Origin of the sequence: Devosia sp. LjRoot16, from assembly GCF_964252795.1 — a bacterium.
Classification (GTDB): Bacteria; Pseudomonadota; Alphaproteobacteria; order Rhizobiales; family Devosiaceae; genus Devosia_A.
In genome coordinates, this window is sequence record NZ_CAXUPH020000002.1 from 653,702 (window position 1) to 680,641 (window position 26,940).

Annotated in this window: 30 protein-coding genes, 1 tRNA gene and 1 riboswitch; of the genes, 10 read left to right on the plus strand and 21 right to left on the minus strand. The window is 65.3% G+C overall.

What is annotated here, in order from left to right; translation table 11 throughout:
* Position 1: 1 nt before the first annotated feature.
* Complete coding sequence (locus ACSQ23_RS13615; RefSeq protein WP_436090944.1) at positions 2-2,095, minus strand: GumC family protein; 2,094 nt, start codon at positions 2,093-2,095, stop codon at positions 2-4.
* 159 nt (positions 2,096-2,254) lie between these two features.
* On the opposite strand from ACSQ23_RS13615, the gene ACSQ23_RS13620 reads away from it, so the two are divergent.
* The 5 genes from ACSQ23_RS13620 (at position 2,255) to ACSQ23_RS13640 (ending at position 7,523) form a co-directional block, all read left to right on the plus strand.
* A complete protein-coding gene (locus ACSQ23_RS13620) occupies positions 2,255-2,809 on the plus strand; it encodes a polysaccharide biosynthesis/export family protein (protein WP_055878866.1) in 555 nt (184 codons plus the stop codon).
* A 37-nt stretch (positions 2,810-2,846) separates the two neighbouring features.
* Positions 2,847-4,022 carry a glycosyltransferase family 4 protein gene (locus ACSQ23_RS13625; RefSeq protein WP_436090945.1) on the plus strand — a complete coding sequence of 392 codons (1,176 nt, stop codon included), beginning with the start codon at positions 2,847-2,849 and terminating at the stop codon, positions 4,020-4,022.
* 37 nt (positions 4,023-4,059) lie between these two features.
* Entirely contained in the window at positions 4,060-5,577 is a 1,518-nt protein-coding gene (locus ACSQ23_RS13630; protein WP_436090946.1) for an undecaprenyl-phosphate glucose phosphotransferase, read from the plus strand.
* 135 nt (positions 5,578-5,712) lie between these two features.
* Complete coding sequence (locus ACSQ23_RS13635; RefSeq protein WP_055878873.1) at positions 5,713-6,969, plus strand: O-antigen ligase family protein; 1,257 nt, start codon at positions 5,713-5,715, stop codon at positions 6,967-6,969.
* A gap of 38 nt (positions 6,970-7,007) precedes the next feature.
* Entirely contained in the window at positions 7,008-7,523 is a 516-nt protein-coding gene (locus ACSQ23_RS13640; protein ID WP_248310528.1) for a cyclic nucleotide-binding domain-containing protein, read from the plus strand.
* A 36-nt stretch (positions 7,524-7,559) separates the two neighbouring features.
* Here the strand turns inward: ACSQ23_RS13640 and ACSQ23_RS13645 are convergent, their stop codons facing one another.
* From ACSQ23_RS13645 to ACSQ23_RS13670, 6 genes are all read right to left on the minus strand, one after another.
* Complete coding sequence (locus tag ACSQ23_RS13645; protein WP_436090947.1) at positions 7,560-8,345, minus strand: metallophosphoesterase family protein; 786 nt, start codon at positions 8,343-8,345, stop codon at positions 7,560-7,562.
* 18 nt (positions 8,346-8,363) lie between these two features.
* Positions 8,364-9,338, minus strand: a complete 975-nt coding sequence (locus tag ACSQ23_RS13650) for a phosphotransferase enzyme family protein (protein WP_055878884.1) — start codon at positions 9,336-9,338, stop codon at positions 8,364-8,366.
* 28 nt (positions 9,339-9,366) lie between these two features.
* Positions 9,367-9,443, minus strand: a tRNA-Pro gene (locus ACSQ23_RS13655).
* 148 nt (positions 9,444-9,591) lie between these two features.
* Positions 9,592-10,014, minus strand: a complete 423-nt coding sequence (locus ACSQ23_RS13660; protein ID WP_055878886.1) for a hypothetical protein — start codon at positions 10,012-10,014, stop codon at positions 9,592-9,594.
* Positions 10,015-10,121: 107 nt separating this feature from the next.
* Positions 10,122-11,909 carry a peptidoglycan D,D-transpeptidase FtsI family protein gene (locus tag ACSQ23_RS13665; RefSeq protein WP_436090948.1) on the minus strand — a complete coding sequence of 596 codons (1,788 nt, stop codon included), beginning with the start codon at positions 11,907-11,909 and terminating at the stop codon, positions 10,122-10,124.
* 103 nt (positions 11,910-12,012) lie between these two features.
* Positions 12,013-12,651, minus strand: a complete 639-nt coding sequence (locus ACSQ23_RS13670; protein WP_248310529.1) for an isochorismatase family cysteine hydrolase — start codon at positions 12,649-12,651, stop codon at positions 12,013-12,015.
* A gap of 140 nt (positions 12,652-12,791) precedes the next feature.
* Here ACSQ23_RS13670 and ACSQ23_RS13675 point away from each other — a divergent pair, with 140 nt between their 5' ends.
* On the plus strand, positions 12,792-12,953 hold the full coding sequence (locus ACSQ23_RS13675) for a Thivi_2564 family membrane protein (protein ID WP_291311183.1): 162 nt from the start codon (positions 12,792-12,794) through the stop codon (positions 12,951-12,953).
* A gap of 14 nt (positions 12,954-12,967) precedes the next feature.
* Here ACSQ23_RS13675 and ybaK read toward each other — a convergent pair whose 3' ends face one another.
* Both ybaK and ACSQ23_RS13685 read right to left on the minus strand, forming a co-directional pair.
* Complete coding sequence (gene ybaK, locus ACSQ23_RS13680) at positions 12,968-13,441, minus strand: Cys-tRNA(Pro) deacylase (protein WP_055878892.1); 474 nt, start codon at positions 13,439-13,441, stop codon at positions 12,968-12,970.
* A 72-nt stretch (positions 13,442-13,513) separates the two neighbouring features.
* The gene (locus ACSQ23_RS13685) at positions 13,514-14,167 is read right to left on the minus strand and encodes a MarR family winged helix-turn-helix transcriptional regulator (RefSeq protein WP_436090949.1); all 654 of its coding nucleotides are present in this window, start codon (positions 14,165-14,167) and stop codon (positions 13,514-13,516) included.
* Positions 14,168-14,283: 116 nt separating this feature from the next.
* Between ACSQ23_RS13685 and ACSQ23_RS13690 the strand changes: the two genes are divergently transcribed.
* Positions 14,284-15,819, plus strand: a complete 1,536-nt coding sequence (locus tag ACSQ23_RS13690; protein ID WP_055997871.1) for an MDR family MFS transporter — start codon at positions 14,284-14,286, stop codon at positions 15,817-15,819.
* Positions 15,820-15,894: 75 nt separating this feature from the next.
* Here ACSQ23_RS13690 and ACSQ23_RS13695 read toward each other — a convergent pair whose 3' ends face one another.
* Entirely contained in the window at positions 15,895-16,284 is a 390-nt protein-coding gene (locus tag ACSQ23_RS13695; RefSeq protein WP_055997868.1) for a response regulator, read from the minus strand.
* Between the two features lie 179 nt (positions 16,285-16,463).
* Here ACSQ23_RS13695 and ACSQ23_RS13700 point away from each other — a divergent pair, with 179 nt between their 5' ends.
* On the plus strand, positions 16,464-16,718 hold the full coding sequence (locus tag ACSQ23_RS13700) for a hypothetical protein (RefSeq protein ID WP_055878902.1): 255 nt from the start codon (positions 16,464-16,466) through the stop codon (positions 16,716-16,718).
* Here the strand turns inward: ACSQ23_RS13700 and ACSQ23_RS13705 are convergent.
* From ACSQ23_RS13705 to ACSQ23_RS13730, 6 genes are all read right to left on the minus strand, one after another.
* Positions 16,715-17,230 carry a MerR family transcriptional regulator gene (locus ACSQ23_RS13705; protein ID WP_055878905.1) on the minus strand — a complete coding sequence of 172 codons (516 nt, stop codon included), beginning with the start codon at positions 17,228-17,230 and terminating at the stop codon, positions 16,715-16,717. The genes ACSQ23_RS13700 and ACSQ23_RS13705 overlap by 4 nt on opposite strands.
* 26 nt (positions 17,231-17,256) lie before the next feature.
* Entirely contained in the window at positions 17,257-17,568 is a 312-nt protein-coding gene (locus ACSQ23_RS13710; RefSeq protein WP_055048678.1) for an integration host factor subunit alpha, read from the minus strand.
* 255 nt (positions 17,569-17,823) lie between these two features.
* Positions 17,824-18,792, minus strand: coding sequence for a beta-ketoacyl-ACP synthase III (locus tag ACSQ23_RS13715; protein ID WP_055878908.1), 969 nt, complete (start codon positions 18,790-18,792; stop codon positions 17,824-17,826).
* A complete protein-coding gene (gene plsX, locus ACSQ23_RS13720; RefSeq protein WP_436090950.1) occupies positions 18,789-19,871 on the minus strand; it encodes a phosphate acyltransferase PlsX in 1,083 nt (360 codons plus the stop codon). The genes ACSQ23_RS13715 and plsX overlap by 4 nt, the downstream gene beginning before the upstream one ends.
* A gap of 124 nt (positions 19,872-19,995) precedes the next feature.
* Positions 19,996-20,544, minus strand: coding sequence for a YceD family protein (locus ACSQ23_RS13725; RefSeq protein WP_436090951.1), 549 nt, complete (start codon positions 20,542-20,544; stop codon positions 19,996-19,998).
* The gene (locus ACSQ23_RS13730) at positions 20,541-21,068 is read right to left on the minus strand and encodes a ubiquinol-cytochrome C chaperone family protein (protein ID WP_436090952.1); all 528 of its coding nucleotides are present in this window, start codon (positions 21,066-21,068) and stop codon (positions 20,541-20,543) included. The genes ACSQ23_RS13725 and ACSQ23_RS13730 overlap by 4 nt, the downstream gene beginning before the upstream one ends.
* 160 nt (positions 21,069-21,228) lie before the next feature.
* Between ACSQ23_RS13730 and ACSQ23_RS13735 the strand changes: the two genes are divergently transcribed.
* Positions 21,229-21,678 (plus strand): outer membrane protein assembly factor BamE, encoded by a 450-nt coding sequence (locus ACSQ23_RS13735; protein ID WP_055878918.1) that lies wholly within the window; start codon positions 21,229-21,231, stop codon positions 21,676-21,678.
* A 199-nt stretch (positions 21,679-21,877) separates the two neighbouring features.
* On the opposite strand, the gene ACSQ23_RS13740 is transcribed toward ACSQ23_RS13735, so the two are convergent.
* The 4 genes from ACSQ23_RS13740 to glyA all read right to left on the minus strand — a co-directional run bounded on the left by ACSQ23_RS13740 (position 21,878) and on the right by glyA (position 25,507).
* On the minus strand, positions 21,878-23,092 hold the full coding sequence (locus ACSQ23_RS13740) for an MFS transporter (RefSeq protein WP_055878921.1): 1,215 nt from the start codon (positions 23,090-23,092) through the stop codon (positions 21,878-21,880).
* A gap of 7 nt (positions 23,093-23,099) precedes the next feature.
* Positions 23,100-23,600, minus strand: a complete 501-nt coding sequence (gene nusB / locus ACSQ23_RS13745) for a transcription antitermination factor NusB (protein WP_436090953.1) — start codon at positions 23,598-23,600, stop codon at positions 23,100-23,102.
* A gap of 82 nt (positions 23,601-23,682) precedes the next feature.
* Entirely contained in the window at positions 23,683-24,162 is a 480-nt protein-coding gene (nrdR, locus tag ACSQ23_RS13750; protein ID WP_055997857.1) for a transcriptional regulator NrdR, read from the minus strand.
* A 40-nt stretch (positions 24,163-24,202) separates the two neighbouring features.
* A complete protein-coding gene (glyA, locus tag ACSQ23_RS13755) occupies positions 24,203-25,507 on the minus strand; it encodes a serine hydroxymethyltransferase (protein WP_055878928.1) in 1,305 nt (434 codons plus the stop codon).
* 137 nt (positions 25,508-25,644) lie between these two features.
* Positions 25,645-25,727, minus strand: a riboswitch (ZMP/ZTP riboswitch).
* Positions 25,728-25,847: 120 nt separating this feature from the next.
* Here glyA and ACSQ23_RS13760 point away from each other — a divergent pair.
* A complete protein-coding gene (locus ACSQ23_RS13760) occupies positions 25,848-26,273 on the plus strand; it encodes a BA14K family protein (protein ID WP_436090954.1) in 426 nt (141 codons plus the stop codon).
* A gap of 42 nt (positions 26,274-26,315) precedes the next feature.
* Here the strand turns inward: ACSQ23_RS13760 and ACSQ23_RS13765 are convergent, their stop codons facing one another.
* Positions 26,316-26,900, minus strand: a complete 585-nt coding sequence (locus ACSQ23_RS13765) for a SixA phosphatase family protein (RefSeq protein WP_436090955.1) — start codon at positions 26,898-26,900, stop codon at positions 26,316-26,318.
* Positions 26,901-26,940 lie beyond the last annotated feature (40 nt).

The window sequence follows — 26,940 nt, forward strand, 5'->3', positions numbered from 1 at the left end:
CCTAAGCCACGTCCGCCCTGACGGCGGGAAGGCGGACGACGCGACCAAGCTCGAAGCCGAGCGCCGCGATATCGCGGCGGGCTACGCCGATCGCTACCGGGCTGGCGTCCTCGCTGGTGACCAGCACCACGGTGGCCCGGGCGCCCGCGAACAGCGGCAGGCTGGAAGCGACACCGACCCGGCCGGTATCGACGATCACCACGTGATAGATATCGGCCAGCGCCTCGATCAAGGTCGAAGGACGGGAGGAGCGGCGGTCGAGCGATGGGAGGCGCCCCCAGGGCACTTCGGCAAGGTTATCGCCGGCGCGCTGCATGACGTCGCCATAGTCAGCCTGCTCGGCAGCGAGGTCGGTGAGGCCGAGCAGAGCGCTGGTTTCGCCGCTGCCGGCATCCACCACCACGGCGCTCAGATCGCTCATCAGCGCATCCTCGAGCAGCCGGTCCATCACCATCAACGTCTCCTGGCCGCCATCGAGGCTGGCCAGCAGCACGGTGCGCAACTGGTGCGTGGTAACGGCAGCCGAGAGCTGCGCCAGATCGTCGTCGGCCGGACGGGCTGCCACCGGCGGCGGGGCGATGCCGGACTCCACCGCATGCTCCAGCTCGTCGTCGATCGCTTCGTCGACCATGTCGTTGTCGATCTCAGCGGCTTCGGCGTCGTAGACGTGATCCTCCGACTCCAGCCCTGCGGCACGCGTCCGCTCAGTCAGCGCCCTGCCCGACATCAGCTCGCCGAACAGGATCGCGCCGATCTGCAGCGCCAGCGCCACGAAGCCGATGGCGCCCAGGATCAGCGGGATTTTAGGAGAAGCCGGCTCGACTGAAGGCGCCGCCTCGCTGACGATGCGCACATCGGGCAGCGCCGAGTTCGACGCCGTGCGCGACGTCGCGTCGGAGTAGCGGGCGAGATAGTTTTCCAACAGGTCGCGCTGCGCCTTGGCCTCGCGCTCGAGGCTGTCGAGGGTCACGCCGCCCTTGGTGGCGTCACCGGCCGTAAGCTTGGCGCGGGTCAGGTCGTCGCGCAGCCGCTGCTCGAGGTCGGCCTCGACCTTGGCCTCGGCCTCGAGCGAATCCGCGACACGGTCGGCCTCGCTGGTGATCTGCTTGTTAAGCTCGCCGACCTGCGCCTTCAACGCCTTGATGGTCGGGTGGTTGGACAGCAGGGTCGTCGATTTCTGCGCCAGTTCGGCTTGCAGGTTCGCCTTGGTTTCGAGCAGCCCCTGGATCACCACCGAGTTGCGGACGTCGTTGACGCCGTCGAGCGACTGGCCCTTGTCGAGCAGCCCGCGGATCACCTGCGAACGGGCCTGCGCGTCGTTCTTGCGCTGCTGCGCTTCGGCAATCTGCGTGGCGACCACAGTCAGTTGCTGGTCGGTCACCGGGATGCTGTTGGCGCCGACGAACAGGTCGTTCTCGACTTTGTAGTTGGCGACGGCGGTCTCGGCTGCGCTCACCTTGGGGCGGAGCTTATCGATCTCTTCCTCCAGCCACACGGTGGCGTCGGCGGTATCGGTCAGCGACTGGGCCCCGCGGCGCTTCACGTGGGCGGCGGCGATGGCGTTGGCGATGCGCGCCGCGAGCTCGGCGTCGGTCGAGCGCACATAGATCGAGATCACCGCAGAATCGCGCTCACGGATCACCGTCATGCGGTCGGCGAGATTGCCGAGCACGGTCTCATCGACACTACGCTGCTCCGGTCCGCGCCCCACGAGGCGCAGCACGAAGCCAATGGGCGAGAAGCCGGCATTGGAGAATTCAGGCACCGAGCGGAGATTTTCCGAATCGACCACTTCGAGCAGCAGGTCGCGTGATTTGATCAGCTCGATCTGGCTCGACATCAGCGCTTCGGTGTTCACCGCGTTGCCGCCCGAGGTCACGTCCATCGCAGCGCGGGTGTAGATGTTGCTGCGCGGTTCGACCAACAGGCTCGCCGACGATTCGTAGCTCTTGGGGATGAACAGCAGGACCGCAGCCGAGGCGACCAGCAGCAGCACGGTGACGAGCACGATGCGCAGGCCACGCGACAGCACGGCGGCGATCAGCGCCCCCACATCCATCCGCACGTCATCGGCGCGCTCGAAATCCGAACTCACTCGCCCGCCCTCACTGTTACTCCTGAGCTATGGGGCCGGCGTGGTAAGCATTCAGTTAAGCTGGCTCGCAATCTGACGATCCGAAGGCAATTTTCTAAGCAGAATGTTAACCATAGCACCGCGACACTGGCGCCCTGATCAGGGTTTTTCGGGATAGCCATGCGCTGGCTGCGTTTCCTTCTCATTTTGCTGCTCGTGCCGCTTGCGGCCTGCGCCATCAACGGCAAGCCGTCGACCTATCTGGTCGAGGTGAAGGGGCCCTATACGCTCGATACCGGCGACGTGGTGCGGGTCAGCGTCTATGGCGAAGCCGAACTCTCCAAGAGCTACCAGGTTGACGATGGGGGCGCCGTGGCGCTGCCGCTGGTCGGGCCGGTAAAGGTGCGCGGAAAAACCACGCAGCTCGCCGCCGCTTCGATCACCGCCGCATTGGCCGAGGGCTATATTCGCGAGCCGAGTGTCGCAGTCGAGATCGAGACTTACCGGCCGTTCTTCATCCAGGGCGCAGTCAAGAACGGCGGCCAGTTCCCCTATGTCTACGGCATGACGGTGCGTGCGGCGATCAGCACGGCCGGCGGATTCTCCGACACGGCGGACCGCGGCAAGGCAGTAATCTATCGCCGGCAGGGCAACCAGATGGTGAAGGGATCGGTCAACCTCGACTTCCCCATTTACCCCGGAGATACCATCGTAGTGTCGGAGCGCTGGCTCTAAAGGGTTCGGAAACCCCGCCCCCTCTAACGCTGGGGGCATGTCCAGCGCATCTCGTCCGCTCCGCATCCTCCAGATCCTTCGTGCCCCGGTTGGCGGGCTGTTCCGGCACGTCTACGATCTGACGCATGAACTGGCGGCCCGCGGCCACGAGATCGGCATCGTCGCCGACAGCCTCCACACCGATGCACTGACCGAGGAACGGCTGGAAAAGCTCCGCCCGCTGGCGCCGCTCGGCATCCATTCGCTGCCGATCCCCCGCACCTTCGGGGCCGCCGACCTCACCACGCCGCTCAGGGTTCGCCGTCTCGCCGACGTGCTGCAGATCGACGTGCTGCATGGCCACGGCGCCAAAGGCGGGCTCAACGCCCGGCTGGCCCGCATCGGCGCCCGGCAGCGCGTTTCGCTCTACACGCCGCATGGCGGGGTGCTGAACTACCGGCCCGGCTCGCCGGCCGGCCAGCTGTTCCGCCTCATCGAGCGCGCGCTGCTCGGCGCGACTGACGCAATGGTGTTCGAGAGCGGTTTCGCGCAACGGGCTTACACTGAGCAGATCGGCAAACCCTTGTGCCCCGGCCCGGTGATCCATAATGGGTTGATGCCGTCGGAGTTCGAGGCGATCGTCCCCGGACCGGCGGCGGCCGATTTCGTGTTCATCGGCGAGTTCCGCGCGGTCAAGGGCATCAGCTACCTGCTCGACGCACTGGTCGACGTCCGCGCCCTCGATGGCCGCCCGGCGACGCTGGTGATGGCTGGCGGCGGCCCGGACCTCGATACGATCAGGGCGCAGGTCGAACGTCTCGGGCTAGCCAAACGCGTCACTCTGGTCGGCGTCAAGCCGGCGCGTCCTACCCTGCATCTGGGCCGCATCGCCGTCGTGCCTTCGCTCGCCGAGTCGCTGCCCTATGTGATTCTCGAGGCCGCAGCTGCTGGTCGCCCGGTGATCGCCACCGACGTGGGCGGCGTGAAGGAAATCTACGGCCCCACTGCCTCGAGCCTGCTGCCGGCGGCCGACGCGGCTGCGCTGCGCGGCGCCATGCAGGCAGCTCTCGACGATCCGGCCGCGGCAGCCCGCGAGGCAGAACTGCGGCTCGCGCATATCAGGGGCGGTTTCTCCATCGCCTACATGACCGACCAGATCGAGGCGCTCTACCGGCTGGTTCTCGCTGCCCGGGCGCCCACCGGGGTCACGTCGCCTTCAGTGCTCACGTCTTAGAGCCTCCACACAACAAGAGCCCAGCAAAGAGCCCCCGATGTTCCACCTTGATCCTCAGCAGGCCGTCCTCGAGCACGTTGCGCAGCCGCCCAAGGCGAAAGCCGCGCCACCGCGGCTGAGCGACCTCGCCGCCGCCCTCGCCGATCAGCCGATCGCCCCAACCTACTCGGCGGCGGTCGTCGCCGGCGTGGCGCAGGTGGCAGAGATTGCCCTGTTGATCGCAACCGGGGTGGCGCTGTTCGGGCTCAATGGCGGCGATACGCTGCTCAGCGTCGTCACGACGCTCGGCGTCGTTGCGGTGGCTGAGGTGTTCATCAGCCTGCTGCGGCTGCACGGCATTGCGGCCTACCGGCTCGGCGTCTCACAGCTCTGGAAGGCCGCGCTCAGTTGGACGGCCGCCTTCGCGCTGCTCGGCGGGCTGGTGCTGCTCTACGATAGTGGCCATGCATTGTCGCGCCCGTGGATCGCCGCCTTCTGGGCCGCCGGGCTTGGCGTGCTCGCGGTCTATCGCATAGCGCTGCATCAGGTGGTGATGCGCTGGACCCGGCAGGGCAAGCTCAAGCGCCGCACCGTCATCGTCGGTGGCGGCCAGGATGCCGAAGCGCTGATCGAATCGATCCAGACCACCGGGCGCGACGATATCGACCTGCTCGGGCTGTTCGACGACCGCAACGACGACCGCTCGCCCGAATCCGTCGCCAGCCTCGCCAAGCTCGGCCGCGTCGCCGAGCTGATCGAGTTCGCGCGCCAGACCCGGATCGACCTGGTGATCGTCTCGATGCCGCTATTCGCCGAGCACCGCGTGCTCGACATGCTGAAGCAGCTCTGGGTGCTGCCGGTCGATATCCGGCTCTCTGCCCATATGAGCAAGCTGCGCTTCACCTCGAAGGCCTATTCCTATGTCGGCGGCGTGCCGGTGTTCGACATGGCCGACCGGCCGATCTCGGACTGGAACCTGGTGTTCAAGTGGCTGTTCGACAAACTCGTCGCTGCCACGGCGCTGATCCTGCTCTCGCCGGTGATGGTCGCCACGGCGATCGCCATCAAGCTGGAGAGCAAGGGGCCGGTGTTCTTCCGGCAGAAGCGGCACGGCTTCAACAACCAGCTGATCGAGATGTGGAAATTTCGCTCGATGCGGACCGACATGCTCGACGCCAACGCGGTGAAACTTGTCACCAAGGACGATCCGCGGGTCACCAAGGTGGGCAAGTTCATCCGCAAGACCTCGATCGACGAGCTGCCGCAGCTGTTCAACGTGCTGCTCGGTGAACTTTCGATCGTCGGCCCTCGGCCACACGCCCTCTCGGCCAAGGCCGACAACCAGCTCTACTACGATGCGGTCGAGGGCTATTTCGCCCGCCACCGGGTGAAGCCGGGGATGACCGGCTGGGCCCAGATCCACGGCTGGCGCGGCGAGACCGACACGGTCGACAAGATCATGCAACGAGTCAAATGCGACCTCTACTACATTGAAAACTGGTCGCTCTGGCTCGACGTGAAGATCGTGGCGCTGACCCCGATCTCGCTGTTCACCCAGCGCAAGAACGCGTTCTGAAATGACCGGGGCGAGCCACCGGTTCTTCCCCATACTCGATGTCATCCCAGCGAAAGCTGGGACCCAACTCGCAGCTGGTGCGCGCCGTGAAATGGGTCCCAGCTTTCGCAGGGATGACACCCAGTGGGTGAAACGATGAGTGCTGCGGCCTCGACGGCCTCCCCCACCCTTGCCGGCACCTGGCTGCGCGCCCGCGCCACCACCCTGCTCGACGCCCTCGTCGTCGGCTGGATCTTTGCCGGCGGCCTCGTCATCGCCGAACCGTCGCCGTACGAGCTGGCGTTCCTCGCGGTGCTCGGGGTCTCGATGGTCTCCGGATTCGCGCTGCGCCGCTCGACGCTGGGGCTGCTGGTGCTGTTCGCGAGCTTCGTGCCGTTCGCCATCATCGCGGCGTTCCAGGTGAAGTTCAGCACCATCCCGGATGCGCTGATCTACCAGGCGGTGACGATCTTTCTGTTCTTCACCTCGTTTTGGGTGGCGAATTATGTCGCCGACGCGCCGCAGGCCCGGATGCGGCTGATCATCGGCGCCTACCTCGCAACCGCCCTGCTCTCGGCCGTGCTCGGCACGCTCGGCTATCTTGGCATCGGGCATGAGCTGTTCACCCGCTATGACCGCGCCAAGGCGTTCTTCAACGATCCGAACGTCTTCGGCCCGTTCCTGGTGCTGCCGGCCATGTACGTGTTGCAGCGCGTGCTGTTGGGTACGCCGCGCCGCGCCATCTGGGCGGCACTCGCCTATGGCGTGCTGGTCACCGGGGTGTTCGCCAGTTTCTCGCGCGCTGCCTGGGGCCACATCGTCATCTCCAGCGCTATCGTCTACGTGCTGGTGTTCGTCCTCGAAGCCCATGCCCGGCAAAAGGTTCGCATGCTGCTGCTCGCCATGGCCGGCCTGATGCTGCTCGTCGTCGCGGCGGCCGGTATCCTGTCGATCCCGCAGTTCCGCTCGTTCATCGAGCTCAGGACCCAATCGCAGAATTACGATACCGGCGAAAGCGGCCGCTTCGGCCGGCAGGGCTATGCGTTCGACCTGGCGTTGCAGCATCCGCTCGGACTTGGCCCGCTTGAGTTCCGCAACCTCCGGGTCAAGGAAGAGCCGCACAATACCTATGTCAATGTGCTGCACGCCTATGGCTGGGGTGGCGGCGTTGCCTTCATCCTGTTCATCGGCGTGACGCTGTGGCGGAGCGCCACGTTCATCGCCCGGCCCGGTCCCAACCGCCTGCTGCTGATCCCGCTGGTCGCGGTATTCGTGCCGCTCGCCGGCGAAGCCGCGATCATCGACGTCGATCATTGGCGGCACTTCTTCCTCGTCGCCGGCCTGATCTGGGGCGTCACTGCCGGTTACGGGCGGGTCGACAAGCGATTTGGCTTGGCGGCGCCGGTTCCCTGAGAGCATGATCAGGCCCGGCGCGACAGCCGGGGGCCAGCGTGGAACCACAGAACAGCTCGATGCAGGCGGTGCTCGCCACCACTGACGACCTCGCCAAGGTTCGCTACGACACCGGCGATATCCTGATCAGCGAGGGCCCGAGCAGCGGGGTGCTCTACATTCTTGTCGAGGGAGCGGTCGAAGTGCTGCGCGGCGACGTGCGTGTCTCGCTGGTCGACGAGCCGGGCGCAGTGTTCGGCGAAATCTCCGCCCTGCTCGGCCGCCCGCACAGCGCCACCGTGCGCGCCATCGAACCGGTGATGGTCCACCGCATCGAGGACGCCGAGAGTTTCCTGCAGATGCGGCCGGAGATCGTCTTCCATGTCGCCCGCATCCTCGCCAGCCGGTTGATCGACGCCACGACCTACCTCGCCGACCTCAAGCACCAGTTCGCCGACCGCAACGACCATCTGGGCATGGTCGATGAAGTGCTCGAGGCGCTGGTGAACCAGCAGTTGCCGGCCCAGACGGCTGCCCCGGTCATTGCCACCGGCAAGCCCGACCCGCGGCTCTAGGCCGCTTCACCGAATGGAACCGGGGCAGAAAGCGCTCTAGGCCGCCAGCGGCGCCCGCGGCAGCCAGGCCGGCCACTCGAGCATTTCCTCCGGCACGCCGCCGCTGCCCCAGTCGAGCGTTCCCGCTCCCTCGAAGGAGAACCACGCCGCCTGCCTCAACTTGGTATCGACCACTATGTGCGTCGGCACCTCGCCCACCTGCCGGCCAGGGTTGAAGATCCAGGTGTCGCCCAGCCGCGAGGCCCATGAGCCGCCGCGCGCAAACGGCGCTTCGTGCACATGGCCGCTGAACACCAGTTGCGGCTGGTATTGTGCGATCCAGCCCGCGAGCTCCACATCGCCGTAAGAGCGCGAACCGGACCAGCTCACCGGCGTCTCGGCCGGCGGCGCATGGTAGACCCAGAACCAGTTCCGCCCGCGTGTAGCCGCCGCTTCCGCCAGCTGCCGGCCGATGGCGTGCTTGGCGATGTCGCCATCCCACCAGGGGCAGATGGTGATGCTGTCCTCGCCGATGGCAAAGCTCTCATTGTCGGCATGAGCGCCGTTGCCGCGTGCGTATGGCACCCAGCGCGCATAGCGCTCGCCGGTCGAGTAGACATGGTTGAGGTCGTGGTTGCCCGAGCAGACCACCAACGGCACGGTGGCGCGGAGCCGCTCGAGATATTTCAGCACCACCACCATTTGCGCGCTGGTGGTGACCAGCGAGCTGCCATCCAGCAAGTCTCCCGCGATGATCAGCAAGTCATAGCGATTGGCGGTCGAGACGAGCCAATCGAACTGCGGCAGGTTGTAGTGTAAATCGGCGACGGCGAGGATGCGCATGGCGCCCTCCCCCGGTCGTCAGCGGCTCAGATACTTTCGCGCCATTGCCGCCGTGTCCAGCGCAAACCGTTCGACATGCGACTTCGCGAGGTCGGTTTCGCCATGCGATCCGATCCACGCCAGCAGCGCCATGCGCCGGAGCAGGATCAGCGTATCGATCATCCTGAGGTCCTCCGGCTTCAGCGGCCGGATTTCCATATAGGCGCCGAGCCAGGCGCGGATCAGCGCTGGCACCTGCGGCGAAGTCTCGATGAACGAGAGACTCGCGGCGAGATCGTAGAGGAACCAGCCAAAGCCGGAATCGTCGAAATCGAGCAGTACGGTGTGCTCGCCGTCGACCAGGAGGTTAGCGAGCCGCATGTCGGCGTGGATCAGCCCGAAGCGGTCGATATCGGTGCCATAGGCCCTGAGATCGGCGCGCAACGCCGCATCGAGCGCGATCAGCGTTGCCAGCGTGTCGCCTTCGACATGCGGGGCCTTGCGCCAGTCGCCCCAGAGGCCCGAGGCTTCGAGGATGCCCACCGCGTCCCAGATCGGCCGGACGAACTTTTCGGGCTGCTGCCAGGTGGCAATGTGGTTGTGGAGCGTTGCGGCATAGCGCCCAAGCGTTGCGAACAGCGGCACGAGGTCCGCATCCGGCTGAGGCTCGGCGCCGTTCTCGAAGGCGAACAAGGCTGCGAAGCGGTCCGGCGCCACTTCCTGCACAATCTCGCCGTCCGCCCCGGGGATCGGGCGCGGCACCGGGATTTCGGTGTCGTCGGTGATCGCTTCGAGCCAGGCGAGCTCGCTGCCGATGGCGGTGCGCGACTGGTAGCGCGGCCGGTGCAGGCGCAGCACATGGCGCGAACCGCTGGCCCCGTCGATGCGGAAGGTGTGATTCTCGGAGAGATTGATCAGGACCGGTGCGCCGCCTGCGGCAACCGGCCAGCGCTCGAGGCTGCCGGCGACAAGCGACAGTTCCTCCGGGAGCGGATCGCTGGGGGCAATATCCAATCCGCTATCCTCTAGGCTTTGGAAGAAATGGTCGGAGTGGCCGGATTTGAACCGACGACCCTTTGTCCCCCAGACAAATGCGCTACCAGGCTGCGCTACACCCCGACTGGTGCGGAGGCCTACAGAAACCAGCCTTTTGAGGCAAGAGGCATTTTTGCGGCAATGCGATCCAGGTGGAACAATTGCGCGCCCCAGGCTGCGAAGCGGGGCGGTGATCAGCCCGCCTCGCTGCGTCAAATACCGCGACGTCGGCCTAGTAGATCGGGCCGTCCGGCCAATCGGAGCCGCCGCCGCCGCCGGACTCGTTGGAGTCACTGGAGCTGTCGCCCGAGTCGAGCAGACTGCGCGGCGGCTCGGGCGCGATAGCGTCGGGGGTCACCTTGGAGAACTTCGACATATCGCCGAAGAGATCGCGGCAGCCGGCGGCGATCCAGTAGCTGCCCAGCTTGCGCAGCTCGGTCAGGATATCCTCGCGGCGGGCGTTGGTGGTCCCCTCATTCTTGTATTCGGCGCGAAGGGCATCGGCGGCCGTCTGAACTCTGAAGCACTCCTGGGACAGCGAGTCGAGTCCGGGTTTCTTGATCCGCGCCAGGGCCGGGCTGGTTGCCAGTGGCAGCACGACGATGGCGGAGACGAGGGCGGCGGTGAAGGCACGACGGAGGCCAAGTGCGGGCATCTTTTCTCTCCTTGTCGTGGCGACGCGGGAGGCGTCGTCGATGGTGAGCATTTGACGCTAATTGCTCTGAACCGCCCCTGAATGTGGTGTTTATCGCCTGTCGGCCCTCACCGGACGGTCACGTCGGCACCGGCCGCCGGCACTCCGCCGATCCGCATCAGCCGGTCGTCGATGCCGGCGACGGTGGTGGGGAGAATGCCCAGCATCGGGGCGATCCGCTGGATGATCTGCCCGCTGACCACTGCGACGTTCCAGCCGGCCTCGCGGGTGGAGCGGGCGTTTTCGGCCTGCGCCTCGTCGAGCATCACCAGCATGGCGTAACGCGGATCCTCCATCGGGAAGGCCGAGGTGAACACGGTGACGTTCTTGGTCTTGGAATAGCGGCCGTTGATGGTCTTCTCCGCCGTGCCGGTCTTGCCACCGGTGCGGTAGCCGACGGCTTCGGCGTCCATGTTGCGGCCGGAGCCGAGCAGCGCGTTCATGCGGAACAGGTACATCATCTCGTCGCTGGTCCTCGAACTGACGATCGGGCGCGCCAATTGCGCGGCCTCCGCCGCGCTGCGCCGGAACAGCGTCGGCGGCACCAGCTTGCCCTTGTTCATCAGCGCGGCGACAGCCGTCAGCATGTGCATCGGCGTCGCAGCAAACCCGTAGCCATAAGAGGCAGTGGCGGCCGCGACATCGGAGAAACTCTCAGGCACGCGGGGCGCGGCTCGCTCGGGCAGTTCGATCCCGGAGCGCTGGTCGAATCCGGCGGTGCCAAGGAATGCGCGGAGCTTGTCCTTGCCCATCGTCTCCATGATGCGGATGGTGCCGATATTGTCGGAGTAGCGGAACACGTCCGAAACCGACATGATCTCGTGCCGGCCGTGATCGAGCAGGAAGCGGCCGAAGCGTACCCCTTCCCGCGCGTCGATCATATCGTCGATGCCGACGGCGCCGCTGTCGAGCGCGGCCGCGATGGTGATAGTCTTGAAGGTCGAACCCAGTTCGAACGTGCCGTTGGTGATGCGGTTGAAGCTCTCGGGCTTCAGCGCCGTGGCCGGCTCGTTCGGGTCGAAATCCGGCAGCGAGACCATGGCGATCACCTCGCCGGTCTTGACGTCGACGATCGCTCCGGCAGCGGCAATGGCACGGAAGCGGGCAAGCGCGGCGAGCAACTCGGAGCGCATCACGTACTGGACGCGGGTGTCTATCGACAGCACCTTGGGCTCGAGCTCGGCACCGCGCGCCAGCCCGACCTCTTGCAGCACGGCAAGATCGTCGCGGTCGATGGCCAGTTCCATCCCCGCGATCCCCTGGTTGTCGACATTGACGCTGCCGATGACATGGGCGAGCTCGGACCCTGCCGGATAGAAGCGCTTGCTCTCCTCGATGAAATCGATGCCCGGCAGGCCGAGCGCCATCACTCGATCCTCGAGGGCCGGCGTCAGCTCTCGCTTAAGCCAGACAAAGCCCTTGTCGCCGGAGAGGCGCTGCCGCAGCCAGTCCTCGTCAAGATCCGGCAGCACGGTGCGCAACTGCGCCGCCGTGTTCGCCACGTCGACGATGCGACGAGGTTCGGCGTAAAGCGAGGGGACGCGGATATCGACGGCGATGGCGATGCCGTTGCGATCGACGATCGGTGGGCGCGACGCCTGGATGATATCGCGCGTGACACCCTCGATGGTGTCGTCGAGCCTCACCTGCCCCAGTTGCACCAGCCGCCCGCCGATCAGCAGGAAGCCCGCCACCAGCAGCAGCGCGACGATAGCAATGCGGCCGCGAGTGATCCGGTTGTGGATTCGCGCCGTCCCGGGCACGATGATCTCGGGATGGCTTTGGGCAGGACGCAAAGGTCCGGCCCCGTCGAGGTGATCGGCGGTGGTCATGGTGGGGTCAGCGGTGAGAGGCATTACTGGGCGCTGAGGTTCACCACCGGAGACCGCCGATCAATGGCATTTGAGGCAACAGCTTAACGAGTGGTTAGCGACGTAGCGGTCAGCGGGGACAGCCACCCTATTGCCCTCGCGCCTCCACAATCTCGACCACTTCGGCGGTCTCGACCTGCATGCCGAAGCGGCTGTCGTAGATGTGGTGCATGGCGTCGTGGGTGGAGTCGGCGGACGAGCAGATCGCGTCGGTGGCGATGATGACGCGGTAGCCGAGATCAATGGCGCCGATGACGGCGGCCATGACGCAGACCTCGGTCTCAGCGCCGGAGATCACCACCGTATCGACGCCGGCAGCCTGGAGCTCAGCGTGCAACCGGCTGCCGAGCCAGGGGCTGTAGATCGGCTTGTCGAGCACGCGGGCGGGCGGCGTGTGCAGCGCCAGGGCCGGGATCAGCTCGAGCAGTCCAGGATCGAGACGCTCGCCGGTCATTGCTGCCCAGCGCTGGTAGTAGCGGCGCCAGGTGCCGCCGACATCGTCAGCCGAACGGGCCGGAATGAAGCGGGTGAACACCGTGCGTTCCGGCGCCATCTCGACCAGCCGCACCACTTCGGGCAGCACCCGCTGCATCCACGGCGCGTGCCAATCGGTCTGTTCAGCAAACATGCGTTGCATGTCGACGCACAGGTGTACCCAGTTGGCGCCGAGCGGGCCGAAGTGGAGGCCGGGCGGCGCGATGAGATCGGTCGGATCGGTCATCGCCATGCAACTGGCGCCGCCCTGTCAGGGTTCCGCGGTCAGGCCAACATTCGGATTTGACACGAAGTTTTCGCGTCGCCTGCCACGAATTGCGCGTTTGCGCGTTGAGCAGGTACCTGCATTCCGCAGCGTCACGGAGACTTCAGATGTCCGTTCTCATCGGAATCCTCATTACCTTCCTCGTCGTCGTATTGATCCTGTGGCTGGTGCAGCGGCTGCCGGTCGATGCTCGCGTCAAGCAGATCATCCAGATCGTGGTGATCATCATCGGCATTATTTCGCTGCTGAAGTACCTGGCGGTCTTCTAGAACGCGCCGCTGCCCTAGGCGACGAGATCGATCAGCTTCGCTTCGGTCACTTGCGCGGCGTCCACTGGGCTCAGCCCCACCAGCAGACCGCGCTGGCCGCCATTGATCAGGACTTCGTCGAACAATTCGGCGGTTTCGTCGATAGCGGTCGGAACCTTCTTCCGCTGCCCGAACGGGCTGATGCCGCCGACCTTGAAGCCGGTGAGTCGCTCGGCGTCCACCGGCTTCATCATGTTGGCGGATTTGCCGCCGAAGGCCGCGGCGAGCTTCTTCATGCTGACTTCGCAGTCGGATGGCACGACGACGCAAACCGGCTTGCCGTCGACCTCGGCCATCAGGGTCTTGAACACCTGCTCGGGCGCCTTGCCCAGTGCCTCGGCTGCCTGCAGCCCTATACGCGGCGCGTCCGGGTCATAGTCGTACGGAAAATGTGTGAAGGCGATGCCGGCCTTGGTGAGCGCGAGCGTCGCGGCGGTGGTTTTCGACATGGCGCAGTGTTACGGCGACAGCGCACCCTCGTCCAGCTGGCGCGCCGGACCGCATTATCGTTGGCCGGCAGGCTACTCCGCGCCGGCTGGTTCGGCCTCACTCACGGCGGCTTCGCTTTCCTCGAACAGGCGCTTGATGTTGGCAGCGGATTTTGCCACGCCGCCATCGTCGGTCGACCAGTTCGAGAAGCGCTCGAACAGCACGGCGAACGCCACGAGGTCGCGCTCGTTCCATTGCCCGAGCGCCTGTGCGAACAGATTCCACTTGTTGATCCGCACCGCCTCGATGAAGCGTTTCCCCTTGGAGGTGAGCTCAAGACAAATGCGGCGGGCATCCTGCTGCGAGGCAACGCGCCGAGCGTAGCCGCGATCGACGAGCTCCGCCGAAATACGGCTTGCCCGTGACGGATCAACCGCAAGCCGTTCGGCAATCAGCCCCACGGTCACCTCGACCTTGGCATCCTCGATGTAAGCCGGGGCATGGGCGATCGCGCTGATCGCGTCGAGGTGCGCGACGTCGAGCGTCGGGTCGATCTGCGCCATCACCTGCCGGCCGAAATCACGGCGCTGGATGGAGCGCCGAACCTTATGCATTACCGCATCGATCGCTGCGACTGCCTCTGCCGCATCCGGCGAGAACCCGCTCCGTTTGGCGAGTTCGATGAGTTCCTGGTCCCCCTGCGTGTGACAGATGGCCGGAAGGTCGGTCTTGGTGTCGTCCTGCATGACTTCGCGCTAGCAGATATGTGTGCCAGAGTCAATTACATGCTCCTGTCATACAATTGCTGTTGACACATATGTGAAGCAGGCACATAACCCCGTTCCAATTCGGAGGTCGCTTGATGAGCGTTGATACCAACCCCATTTCCGGCGCCGCGCCGGTCGCCGAGGCGCCATCGCGCCCCGACCGCGCGACGCTGCTCGTCTATTTCGGCGCGCTGATCGCGATGTTCATGGCGACGCTCGACATGCAGATCGTCGTCACCGCGCTGCCCACCATTGCCGGTGAACTAGGCAACCTGCATTTGTTCGGCTGGGTCGGCTCCGCCTACCTGCTCTCCACCGCCGCAGTGGCGCCGTTCTACGGCAAGCTCGGTGACATGTACGGCCGCAAGAACGTGGTGATGACGGCGATCGTGCTGTTTCTCATCGGCTCGGCCGCCTGCGGTCTCGCCTGGTCGATGGAATCGCTGATCGCCGCGCGCGTGCTGCAGGGCATCGGCGGTGGCGGGCTGATGGTCTCGGCCTTCGCCATGATCGGCGAGCTGTTCGGGCCGCGCGACCGCGCCAAGTACCAGGGCTATTCGTCGGCCGTGTTCGCGCTGAGCTCGATTCTCGGGCCGGTCGCCGGCGGCTACATCACCAGCCTGTTCGGCTGGCGTTGGGTGTTCCTCGTCAACCTGCCGGTCGGCATCGTCGTCCTGGCGCTTATCTTCGTCGCCATGCGCTCGAAGTTCGTCGAGAAGCAGCACAAGGTCGACTATCTCGGCGGCGTACTGCTTGCCGTCGCCACCACTGCCATCGTCTACTGGGGCGACCATGTGATCGACCCGGCCGGCCCGGATCTGCTGACCTTCGCCCTGCCCGTCATCGGCATTGCCGCGGCCATCTGGTTCGTCGTTACCGAGCGTCGGGCCGCCGAGCCAATCGTGCCGTTGCGGCTGTTCCGGAACCACACGATCACCATCGTGACGCTGGTCTCGCTGCTCGCCGGCGTCGTAACGCTCGGCCAGTTCTTCTACTTTGCGCTCTACTTCCAGGTGATCACCGGGTTCGGCCCGGCCGAAGTCGGCTTCCTGTTCCTGCCTGCTTCGGCGACTTCGATGATCGTCTCGATGCTTGCCGGCCGGATCATTGCGGCCACGGGGCGCTACAAGTGGATGCCGGTGGCCGCGATGGCGGTCGGCGCGCTGCTGATGGTGGGCTACACCTTCGTCGACGCGCACACGCCGGTCTGGATCATGGCGCTGCTGATGGCGGTGTTCGGCATCTCGATGGGTCTGCAGTTCCAGGTGCTGATGGTCGCTATCCAGGCCGCGGCACCACTGCAGGATATCGGCGCCGCCACCGGCCTCATCACCCAGGCTCGCACCATCGGCGCCTCGCTCGGGCTCGCCGTGAACGGCGCGGTCATGACCTGGGCGCTGACCCAGCAGAACACACAGCTCCCCGCCGACGTCGCGGCTGCGGTGCCGGGCGGCCTCACCAGCCTCAGCCCGCACATCGCGGCCGGCCTGCCGGAGGCGACGCGCGAAGTTGTTCTCAGCCACTACACCGCTGGCTTCAACACGCTGTTCCTGTTCCTTGCCGGGGTCTATGTGCTGGCGATGATCTTTACCATCATGCTCAAGGACGTGCAGATCCCCAAGCGGGGCTGACGGCCGAGGTCGCAAAATAAGAGGGGGGCCGTCCGGCCCCCTTCTGTTTTGCTTGAGCTTTCGAGACGAAAAGCTCTAGCGATCCCTGCCCTGCCCCGCCATCGTGGCGTGCAGAAACTCCAGCAGTTGCGCATTCGAGAATGGCTTCGCGAGGATGGGGCGGTGCCGGTGCCGTTCCACTATTGCCTCAGGCCCGGAGGCTGTCGCGAAGAAGAATGGGACATCCTGATGGGTCAGCGCGTCAGCCAACCCGAAGCTGTCGGCGCCGCCGACTTTGACATCGAGAATGGCGCAGTTGATCGAACGCTTGCCAATCGTGGCTTCGGCCTCGTTCGGGGTCACACAGGTGATGACTTCGGCTGCGCCCAGGTCGAGCAGGAAATCCTCGATCATGATCGAGACCAGTACCTCGTCCTCGACGATCAGCACCGTTCCAAAACCCGAACCATCCGATTGCGTGTTCAATAGCACTGGCTGTCTCCTTTCCCTTTCACATGCGCCCGTGCGGTCGACAAATCGAGGAAAAAGGGAGTTAGCACGTTGCCGCTTTGCAGCGGTTTGTGGCGAATGAGTACACCGCTTGCAGGCAACCATTCTGCGTGCAATGAGTTGAATGAGTAACGCAACCTCATTCCTGCTTCGCGATGTCAGAGAAAACCTACAAGGGTAACGACTTAGTCCGCGGCGAGCGGCTGCAGATCATGCTTGAAGCGGACGAACTGCGCGCTCTCGACGACTTCCGCTTCGCCAACCGCATGCCGAGCCGTGCGGCTGCAGTCCGCGAATTGCTGCGCCGCGGACTTGGTGTCGATGGGGCTGTGTCGAACAGCGGCAACGGCTCGTCGCAGTCGTTCGGCGTGCTGGAATCCGAAAACGCCGACGAAGGCGTCGGGCGCTAACCCTCGCGAGCGCGCTCCAGCAGCCGCTTGCAGTCGAGCAGTTCACGCAGCACGTCGGAAAGCTTGTCGCGATCAGCGGTCGTGAGGCCGGCTGGCTTGGGCTTGAAGCTCGGAAGCTTCAGGCGCGACGGCGCCGGCGGGGCATCGGTCATGTCGTCTTCGGGGATCACCGCCGACTCGGAGGTGAAATCCTCCTCGGGCTCGGTGTCGGCGGGCTGGTGCTCCAGCGCTTCGACCGGGCGGCCCTCGCCGATGCCGATGACATAGCGAATGCCCTGATCCTTCAGGATCCGCTGCACGCCCTTGATGGTGAAGCCCTGATCGTAGAGCAGATGCCGGATGCCCTTGAGCAGCAGCACGTCCTCAGGCCGGTAGTAACGCCGGCCTCCGCCACGTTTCAGCGGTTTGATGGTGGAGAAACGCGTCTCCCAGAAGCGCAGCACGTGCTGCGGCAGGTCCAGCTCGTCGGCTGCCTCGGATATGGTGCGAAACGCGTCTGGAGACTTGTCCAAAAGGACTCACCCGCCCGGAAAGAGTCTTATTTTCCAGACCGGACCATAGATTTGTTGATCTTGGATTTCAACACGTTGCTGGGTTTGAACACCAGAACCTGTCGCGGCAGGATCGGCACTTCCTCGCCGGTCTTGGGATTGCGGCCGATCCGCTCGTTCTTGGAGCGCACCTGGAACGAGCCGAACGAGGAGAGTTTTACGTTGTGGCCTTCCACCAGCGCGTCGCCGATGAGGTCGAGCACCCGCTCCACCAGTTCCGCCGACTCGGTGCGGGACAACCCCACCGCTTCGTAGACCGCTTCCGCCAAGTCGGCTCGCGTGACCGTTCTCTGCGTCATATGCCGCCCCTCCGTTTTTGCCCAACTGGATACAGGTGCCCGTCAGGCGCCCCCACCCACGGATTTGTGGCAAAGATTAACGCGCTGTCACGTCACTGGCAATCTGGCTTACCAATCAAAGGCGTGAGGTTGGCAAACGGCCTCCCAGAGGTTGGCAAACGGCCTCCCAGGGGTCGGCAACGGCCTCCCAGAGGTCGGCAACGGCCTCCCGCTCCGTGAATGGCGAGGGGCCCGCCGAGTTTGATCGCGACGGGCTTACCAGCGGATCAGCGATGCGCCCCAGGTGAAGCCGCCGCCCATGGCTTCGATCATCACCAGGTCGCCGCGCTTGATGCGGCCATCGGCTACGGCGGTGTGAAGCGCCAGCGGCACCGAGGCGGCGGAGGTATTGGCGTGACGATCGACGGTCACCACCACTTTTTCGGGCGGCAGGCCGAGCTTCACCCCGGCGCCGTCGATGATGCGCTTGTTGGCCTGGTGGGGCACGAACCAGTCGAGATCGTCGATGGTGTGGCCGGTATCCTCGAGCACCTTGTAGACCACGTCGGTGATCATGCCGACGGCGTGCTTGAAGACTTCCTTGCCCTCCATGCGGATGTGGCCCATCGACTGCGTCGAACTGGGGCCGCCATCGGTGTAGAGCTTGTTCCAGTAGTGGCCATCGGAGCGCAGCGAGGTCGCGAGCACGCCGCGTTCCTCGCCGGCTTTGCCGAGCTCCATCACCACTGCCCCTGCCCCGTCGCCGAACAGCACGCAGGTGGTGCGGTCGTTCCAGTCGAGGATGCGCGAGGCGGTCTCGGCGCCGATTACCAGCGCGCGCTTGGCGAGCCCGTTCTTCAGATACGAGTCGGCCGTCGCGACGGCGTAGACGAAACCCGAGCACACCGCCTGGATGTCGAAGGCGGCGCCATGGTGCATGCCGAGCTTCTGCTGCACCACTGCCGCCGTCGCCGGGAAGGTCATATCCGGCGTGGTCGTCGCGACGAGGATCAGGTCGACGTCGTCGATGGTGATGCCGGCGTTCTCCATCGCCTTGCGGCCCGCAGCGGCGGCAAGATCGGAGGTGTTCTCGCCCTCGGCGGCGATGTAGCGCTGCTTGATGCCGGTGCGCTGCTGAATCCACTCGTCGGAGGTGTCGACGGTCTTGGCCAGCTCGTCATTGCTCACCACACGTGCCGGCAGATAGGAGCCGACGCTGCGGATGATGGATTTCTTGTCGGTCACGCGGATTTCGCCTCGGTTTCGGGAACGGGCGCCGCCTCGGTCGAGGGCGCCGCGTTGAGTGTGGGGAAGCGGCGCATGCCTTCGCCGATCTTGTCCATGACGCGGCTGCGGGCCATCTCATAGGCAAGGCCCAGGGCGCCCTTGAAGCCGACCTCGTCGGTGCCGCCGTGCGACTTGATGACGACGCCGTTGAGGCCGAGGAACACCCCGCCATTGATGTTGCGCGGGTCGAGCTTGCGGCGCAGCGCCTGCAGCGCCTGGCCGGCAATGGCTGCGCCCAGCATCGAAATGATGTCGGCCTTCAGCGCGTTGCGGATATAGGCGCCGACTTGCCGCGCGGTACCCTCGGCAGTCTTCAGCGCGATATTGCCGGCAAAGCCTTCGGTGACAACCACGTCCACGGTGCCTTTGCCGATGTCGTCGCCTTCGACGAAGCCATGATAGATGAAGCCCTCGCCGCTTGCCGCCTGCAGGATGCGCGCCGCTTCCTTCACCTCGTCGTGGCCCTTCATCTCTTCGGTGCCGACATTGAGCAGCCCCACGGTGGGCAGTTCCTGGTCGAACAGTGCCCGCGCCAGGGCGGCGCCGAGAATCGAGAAATCGGTCAGCTGCTTGGCATCGCCGCCGACGGTGGCGCCGACATCGAGCACGATGATGTCGGTGCGCAGCGTCGGCCACAGCGCCGCGATGGCGGGGCGCGAAATGCCCTCGATCGGCCTCAGACAGAACGTGGCCATCGCCATCAGCGCGCCGGTATTGCCACCGGAGATCGCGACATCGGCCTCGCCGTCCTTCACCGACTGGATGGCCGCCCACATCGAGGAGGTGCCGCGGCCCTTGCGCAGCGCCTGCGAGGGCTTTTCCTCCATCGAGATGACAATGTCGGCGTTGACGATGCGCGAGACCTTTTTGAGATCGGGAAACTCGTCGAGCAGCGGCTTCAGCTCGGCTTCGCGACCATGGAAGATGAAGGTGGTGTTCTTGCGCTCGCGCCAGAACAGACGCGCGCCTTCGACGGCCACGCGGGGCCCTTTGTCGCCGCCCATGGCGTCAACGGAGATACGGATGGAATCGCTCATCGCCGCCCGGTCCAGCGTCCCCTGACGGAGACGGGTTTCAACATACTCAAACGCTTACCTCAAACAAGATATCACCCGGATGTGGCGGGGTCCTAGAGCGCTTCACTGTTTCAAAGAAAGCGTTCTAGCCCTTGTCCTCGGGAGTCTTGAGGATTTTGAGGCCGGCGAACGGCAGATCGCTCTCAGTATCGCCATCATCGCGCAGCGCGCCCAGGGTTTCGCCGGGCTGGCGCGGGTATGGATCAAGCGCCAGCGCCAGGGTCTCGACGATCAGTGCCGACAGGTCGGCCTCGTTGCCCTCGAAATGGTCAGGCACGTCCTCGCCGTCAAGATCGACGAAGATTTCCGCGTCCGCCGGGCCGGCATAGACCTTCTCGCCGCCGGGCAGGAACACCCGTTCGATCGGCTCGGCGATCTCCTGGATCACCGGCTCCAGCGACACCACGCTCGGCTGCACGGTGGTGGCGACCAGCCGGCCGGTGACGCGGATGCCGCCCTTGAAGCGCACCGCGTGCAGCTTCACCTCGAGCTTTTCGACCGCGGTGATGCCGAGTTGCCCGGCGACCGCCAGCCGATCGGCGGCGTCCACGGCAAGCACCAGGTCGCGGCCGGCCGTCGGCATCGAATCGAGGCGGATGCTGGCGTCGGGGATACGGAACTGGTCAGCGTTCATGCTGCAGTCGCCAACTCGAGGCGCCCCCCGCAGATGTCGGCCAGCGACTGGCCGGCGAACTTGTCGTACTGAGTGAACAGGTAGGCCGCCAGTTGCGGCGCGTGCTCCGAGTCGGCCTCGGGGTAGACGTTGCGGCGCAGCACTGCTTCGACGCCCGGCCGGTCATCACGGTCCATCGCCTCGTTGAGGCTGGTCATCAGGCCATAGAAGATCTCGCTCATCTTGCGGACCTTCTTGGGCACGGCCATATCCCCTGCTCCGAGCTCGCGCAGCGAACGGTCCATGTCCTTGAAAAACAGGTCGAACAGCGCCTGGCTGAACTCGTGGCCGGCCTGCTTTTCGACTCTCAGACGCCGGAACAGCAGCGACAGGTGCAGCGAGATCATGTCGAAACGGCCGGTGACCGTGTCGGGAATGCCCCAGTCGGCGTAGAAGACGGGCTGCCGGGATTGCGCCACAATGGCTGTATAGACGGCATAAACAGCGTCGGAGGACGGGTTTTTCCTGAACAAGTTCAATATCATCAGTCGCGCTCCGCGGTTTTGCGGGACAAGGTGCTGCCGGTGTGGAAGGGTTCGGGCAAGGACGCAAGCCAGCTTGCCAGCGGGCGCCTTTGACAGCTACACAGTGCCCGGCCGGCCAAGGCCGTGCTAATAGTAGACAGCGATCGGGAAAGTCAAATTGATGCCTTTGCGCACCGTCACTAGCCGCCTCTTCCCGATGACCGCCGCCGTGCTTGTCAGCCTGTCGCTCGCCGCTTGCGGCAGCGGCATGAGCCTCACTCAATCAAAGGCGCGCGGCTACGAGATCTCGGAAGATGCGGTGGCGCAGATTCGCGTCGGCCAGAGCGCCGCGCTGGTTACCGCCGTGCTGGGCTCGCCGCAGGTCACCAACTCCTTTGCCACCGAAACCGCCTGGTACTATCTGGGCGAAAAGGTGCAGCAGACCGCGTTCGGCATGGAGCTGAGCAAGGAGCGTACCCTGCTCGTCGTCTACTTCGACAAGAAGAACAAGGTGGTCGATACCGAGCGCCTGGGTGTCAAGGACGGCAAATCCTTCTCGATCGAGAGCCGCCGTACCCCGTCCTACGGCCAGGACCGCACCTTCCTTGAGTCGATCATCAGCTCGATCTGACGTCGATCTCAAGCTCACCAATTCCACCAGCCGTCATCCCGGCGAAAGCCGGGACCCACTGCTCAGACGGCCAGATCAGGCATCAGCCGCGCCGGTCCATCACGGCAAGGTCGGATGGCTTCGTGCGCGTGGATTGGCGGGAGCACTGGGTCCCGGCGTCCGCCGGGATGACGGCCGGAGGTTGTGGCGTGTTCGAGAGCTAGCCCGGCTGCCCCTCCGCCCTGCCCGGCCGAAAGCTGACCCATGCCAGCGCCAGGATCGCCACCGCGGCGACCGGGATGGCCAGGAGGTTGATGGCCTCCCAGCCGATCAGCTGCAGCAGCAGGCCCGAGGCGATCGAGGCCAGGGCCATGACCCCGAACACCACCTGCTCGTTGGCGGCCTGCACCTTGGCGGCCTCTTCCGGCCGGTAGGCGGCGGCGAGCATAGCGGTTGCGGCGATGAATCCGAAATTCCAGCCAACACCAAGCAACACCAACGAAATGTTGAAGTGCATCGTGGTGATGCCGTGCAGGTTGACGCCAGCCGCCAACAGGATCAGCAGCAGCCCGATGGCTGCGGTCAGCCTGGCGCCGACGCGCTGAATGATCGCGCCGGTGACGAAGCTGGGGGCGAACATGGCGACGATATGCCACTGGATGGCGAAGGCCGCTTCCTCGGTGGTGTGGCCGCAGACATAGACCATGGCCAGCGGCGCCGCGACCATCACCAGCACCATCAGCGAGTAGCTGATCGCAGCGACTACCATCGGCACCCAGATGCCGGTGTCGCGCAGCAGCACCGCCAACGGCCGGCCGGCCTTGCGGTCCTCCGCCCGCTTCACGGTGGGCGCCAGCCGGGTGCGGCTGATCACTCCGATCGCCACCAGCGCCAGCACGCCCATGACCAAGTAGGTCGCGGCGAACTCGTGTCCAGGGATCCAGCCCTTGGTGTGTGCAGCAACCTGCGGACCGAGGAAGCCTGATACCACGCCGCCGAACAGCACCCAGGAGATGGCCCGCGACTTGAGGTTGGCGGGCACGCTGTCGGCCGCCGCGAAGCGGTACTGGTTGGCGAAGGCCGCGGTAACGCCGAAGACCGCGAGCGCCAGGCAGAACAGCCAGAACTGATCGAGCCAGGCGGCGAGCGCCGCGATCATCCCCGCCGGAATGGCGATCGATGCGCCAAGCATCAACCCCTCGCGCCGCCCCAGCGAATGGATCAGCAGTGCCGCCGGCCCGGTGGCGAGCGCGGTTCCGATGATCATCAGGGTAACGGGGACAGTCGCGAAGCCCTTGTCGGCGATCATGGTCGCGGCGGTCAGCGAGGCGATCGACATGATGATCGCCTGGTTCGAGCCGAGGATCGCCTGGGCGACGGCGAGCAGGCCGATATTGCGGAGCGGCGAGCCGATGCTGGTGGCGCGCTCGTCCATGGCGCGCCTACCTGGCCTTCACCGCGTCGTCGTCGCGGCCGGCCGCGCGGGCCACGCCGTCGAGCACGGCGTTGACCATCTTGGGCGCGTCGTCTTCGTAGAACGCCTTGGCGACGTCGACATACTCGGTGATCACGACGCGCGCCGGGATGTCCTTGCGCCGCAGCAACTCGAAGGTCGCGGCACGGAGGATGGCGCGCAGCGTCGCGTCGATGCGGGGCATCGGCCAGCCGTCAACCAGGGCGTTATCAACCGCGGGGTCGATCTGCAGCTGCGCCTTGATCACGCCGGTGACGATCTGGCGGAAGAAGTCGGCATCGGCCGGCAGATACTCCTCCCCCTCCACTTCACGCCCCACATGGATGGCGCTGAACTGGCTGAGCGTGTCCTCGAGCGTCTGGCGGCCGACATCCATCTGGTAGAGGGCCTGGACGGCGGCGAGGCGGGCCGCGCCACGCTGGTTGGCGGTGCGGGGCGCGGAGGGATCACGCGGCTTGGGCTGGGCCATATTGGAAAGTCATTCTGTTGTGCGCGCTCAAACGCGCAATGTTCTGCCCTTGGCTTAGCCACTGGGCGTGGGAACCGCAATCTCAATCGTCGTGATTGGGCTTCAGGCGCTCGTCGTTGCCAAGCTCGGTCAGGAACGAACGGAAGTCGTCGGCGGCGGAGAAGTTCTTGTAAACCGAGGCAAAGCGCACGAATGCGACGTCGTCGAGGCCCTTCAGCCCCTCCATGACGAACTCGCCGATTTGATCGGAAGTCACCTCGACATCGCCGAGGCTTTCGAGCTGGCGCACCACGCCCGAAATCATGCGCTCGACCCGCTCCGGCTCGACGTCGCGCTTCCTGAGCGCCGTGCCCACCGAACGCGCCAGCTTGTCGCGATCGAACGGCACCTTGCGGCCGGACTTTTTGACCACCAGCAGCTCGCGCAGCTGCACGCGCTCGAAGGTGGTGAAACGGCCGCCGCAGGCATTACAGATCCTGCGGCGACGGATGGCGTTGGAGTCCTCGGTCGGCCGGCTGTCCTTGACCTGCGTATCGTCATTTCCGCAATAGGGGCAGCGCATCGGTAGGCTCCAGGAATGCTCCGCGAAGGCGAAGCTATGCTCAGTCGGCGTAGATCGGGAAGCGCGAGGTCAACGCCATGACCTTGTCGCGCACCGCCGCTTCCACCGCGGCGTTGCCTTCGTCGGAATTGGCTTCACGCAGGCCGTCCAGCACCTCGACGATCAGCTTGCCGATCTCGCGGAATTCGGCCTCGCCGAAACCACGGCTGGTGGCCGCCGGAGTGCCCAGGCGAACGCCCGAGGTGACGAACGGCTTTTCCGGGTCGAACGGGATGCCGTTCTTGTTGCAGGTGATGTAGGCGCGGCCGAGGCCGGCTTCCGCCCGCTTGCCGGTGGCGTTCTTCTTGCGCAGGTCGACCAGCATCAGGTGGTTGTCGGTGCCGCCCGAAACCACGTCCAGCCCATTCTCGATCAGCGTTGCCGCAAGCGTGCGGGCATTGGCCACCACCTGGCGGGCATAGGCCTTGAACTCGGGCTGCAGCGCTTCCTTGAAGGCCACGGCCTTGGCCGCGATGACGTGCATCAGCGGCCCGCCCTGCAGGCCAGGGAACACCGCCGAGTTGATCTTCTTGGCGATCGCCTCGTCGTTGGAGAGGATCATGCCGCCGCGCGGGCCACGAAGCGACTTGTGCGTGGTGGTGGTGGTGACATGGGCATGTGGCACCGGCGAGGGGTGCACGCCACCGGCGACGAGGCCGGCGATATGCGCCATGTCGACCATCAGGTAGGCGCCGACTTCATCGGCGATCTCGCGGAAGCGGGCCCAATCCCAGACACGGGAATAGGCGGTGCCGCCGGCAAGGATCAGCTTGGGCTTGTGCTCGCGGGCGAGGCGGGCGACTTCGTCCATGTCGAGCAGGTGATCATCCTGGCGCACGCCATACGACACCACCTTGAACCACTTGCCGCTCATGTTGACGGGCGAGCCGTGCGTCAGGTGGCCACCCGAGTTGAGGTCGAGGCCCATGAAGGTATCACCGGGCTCGAGCAGCGCCAGGAACACCGCCTGGTTCATCTGCGAGCCGGAGTTCGGCTGGACGTTGGCGAAGTTGGCGCCGAACAGTTGCTTGGCACGCTCGATGGCGAGGTTCTCGGCGATGTCGACATATTGGCAGCCGCCGTAATAGCGCTTGCCCGGGTAACCCTCGGCATACTTGTTGGTCATGATCGAGCCCTGCGCCTCGAGCACGGCCTTGGACACGATGTTTTCCGAGGCGATCAGCTCGATCTCGTGCTGCTGCCGGCCGAGTTCGAGCTTGATGGCTTCGGCGATCTCGGGATCGGTCTCGGCCAGGGTGTTGGTGAAGAAGCGGGGGAAGAGCGGAAGGGATGCGGCGGCGCTCATTTGGCGTCTCCCGGGGCAGTAGGATTGGGGTTTCGGCTGGCGTGCGTGTAGCACGCTGGCCCAAGCGATTCCAAGCTGAGGACAGCCTGGCAATATCTGTGGATCGTCCGGTTCATGCGGGCTCCCATGAGGTTTCGGTTGGGTGCCCAGGCGAGCGGCAGCTGCTCGTTCGCGTTCCCCGATGGTGCCCCATCTGATCTCGCCAGTCGCGCGAACACCTCATTATCGCAGAGTTGAACCGCCGATGAAAGCCCCAGCCCGGGCGCCCCCCGCAACTATGCGTGCCTCAAAACGTTGTGCGAGCCAGCGTCAGCTCAACAAGAAGACGAGGAGTCCTCACATGAAAAAGCTCGCTTCCGCCATTGTCGCTACCAGCCTTGCCGGAATCATGATGATCCCAGCACCTGCCAGCGCGGCTTCGGTCAACATCAGTATCGGCCAGCAGCAGCGCTACGTTTCGGAGCGGTGCCTCGAGCATCCGAACTGGCGTGGCTGCGATGACTGGCGCCGGAACCATAATCGCTGGGGCACCGGCGACTATCGCAACTGGTACCGCTGGAACCAGCCGAACCTGGGCAGCGTCGCCGCCGGCATTTTCGGCTTCGCAGTGGGCGCCGCCATCGTCGGCAGCATGAACCGCAATGTCGACCGCTATGACGGCTTCGACGGCCACGTCGCTGCCTGCGAGGCCCGCTATCGCTCGTACAACGCCGAGACCGACATGTTCCTCGGCTATGATGGCCGCTACCATCGCTGCAATCTCTGATCGCCGCACCGAGGGGCGCCCGCTGCGGCGCCCCACCTTCGGCTAGCCCTTTGGCGGCCGCAGGAAGTGCACCAGCCGCCCGCAACGCGGCGCCAGCTCCATCCAGTCCGAGATCTCACAGTCGATCACCGCGATGCCTGCAGTCGGGAAATTCCCCAGGGCCGCGCCGTCGGCGCTCAAGGTCAGCGCCGTTTGCTCGGTCGCACTGTTGTGCCCCAGCAGCATGAGGCTCTTCGCACCGCTCCCCTGCTCCGCGATCAGGCCGAGATAGTCGTGGTCGCGCCGGTCGTAGACGGCGTCGCTCCAGACCACGTCGGGCCTCGGACCGTTGGCCGGCAGGCGGGTCATGGCCAACTCGAGCGTTTCGCGCGTCCGGCGTGAGGTAGAGCAGACAATGCGGTCGGGCAACCAGCCGTGCCTGGTCAGGGTCTCGCCGATCCACGCAGCAGCGGCGATGCCGCGCAGCGCCAGTGGCCGATCGAAATCACTGAGGCCCGGATCGTCCCAGGCGGATTTGGCGTGACGAACGAGGATCAGGCGAAGCATCTGGAGATCGTAGAGCAAGCCACCGCCGGCGCAACCTTTGACGCAGTTGCGCGGGATCTCGGCTGCGACGGCAACTATCACCCCTGCCGCCTGTGACAGGACGCTAAACTCCGGGGATGCG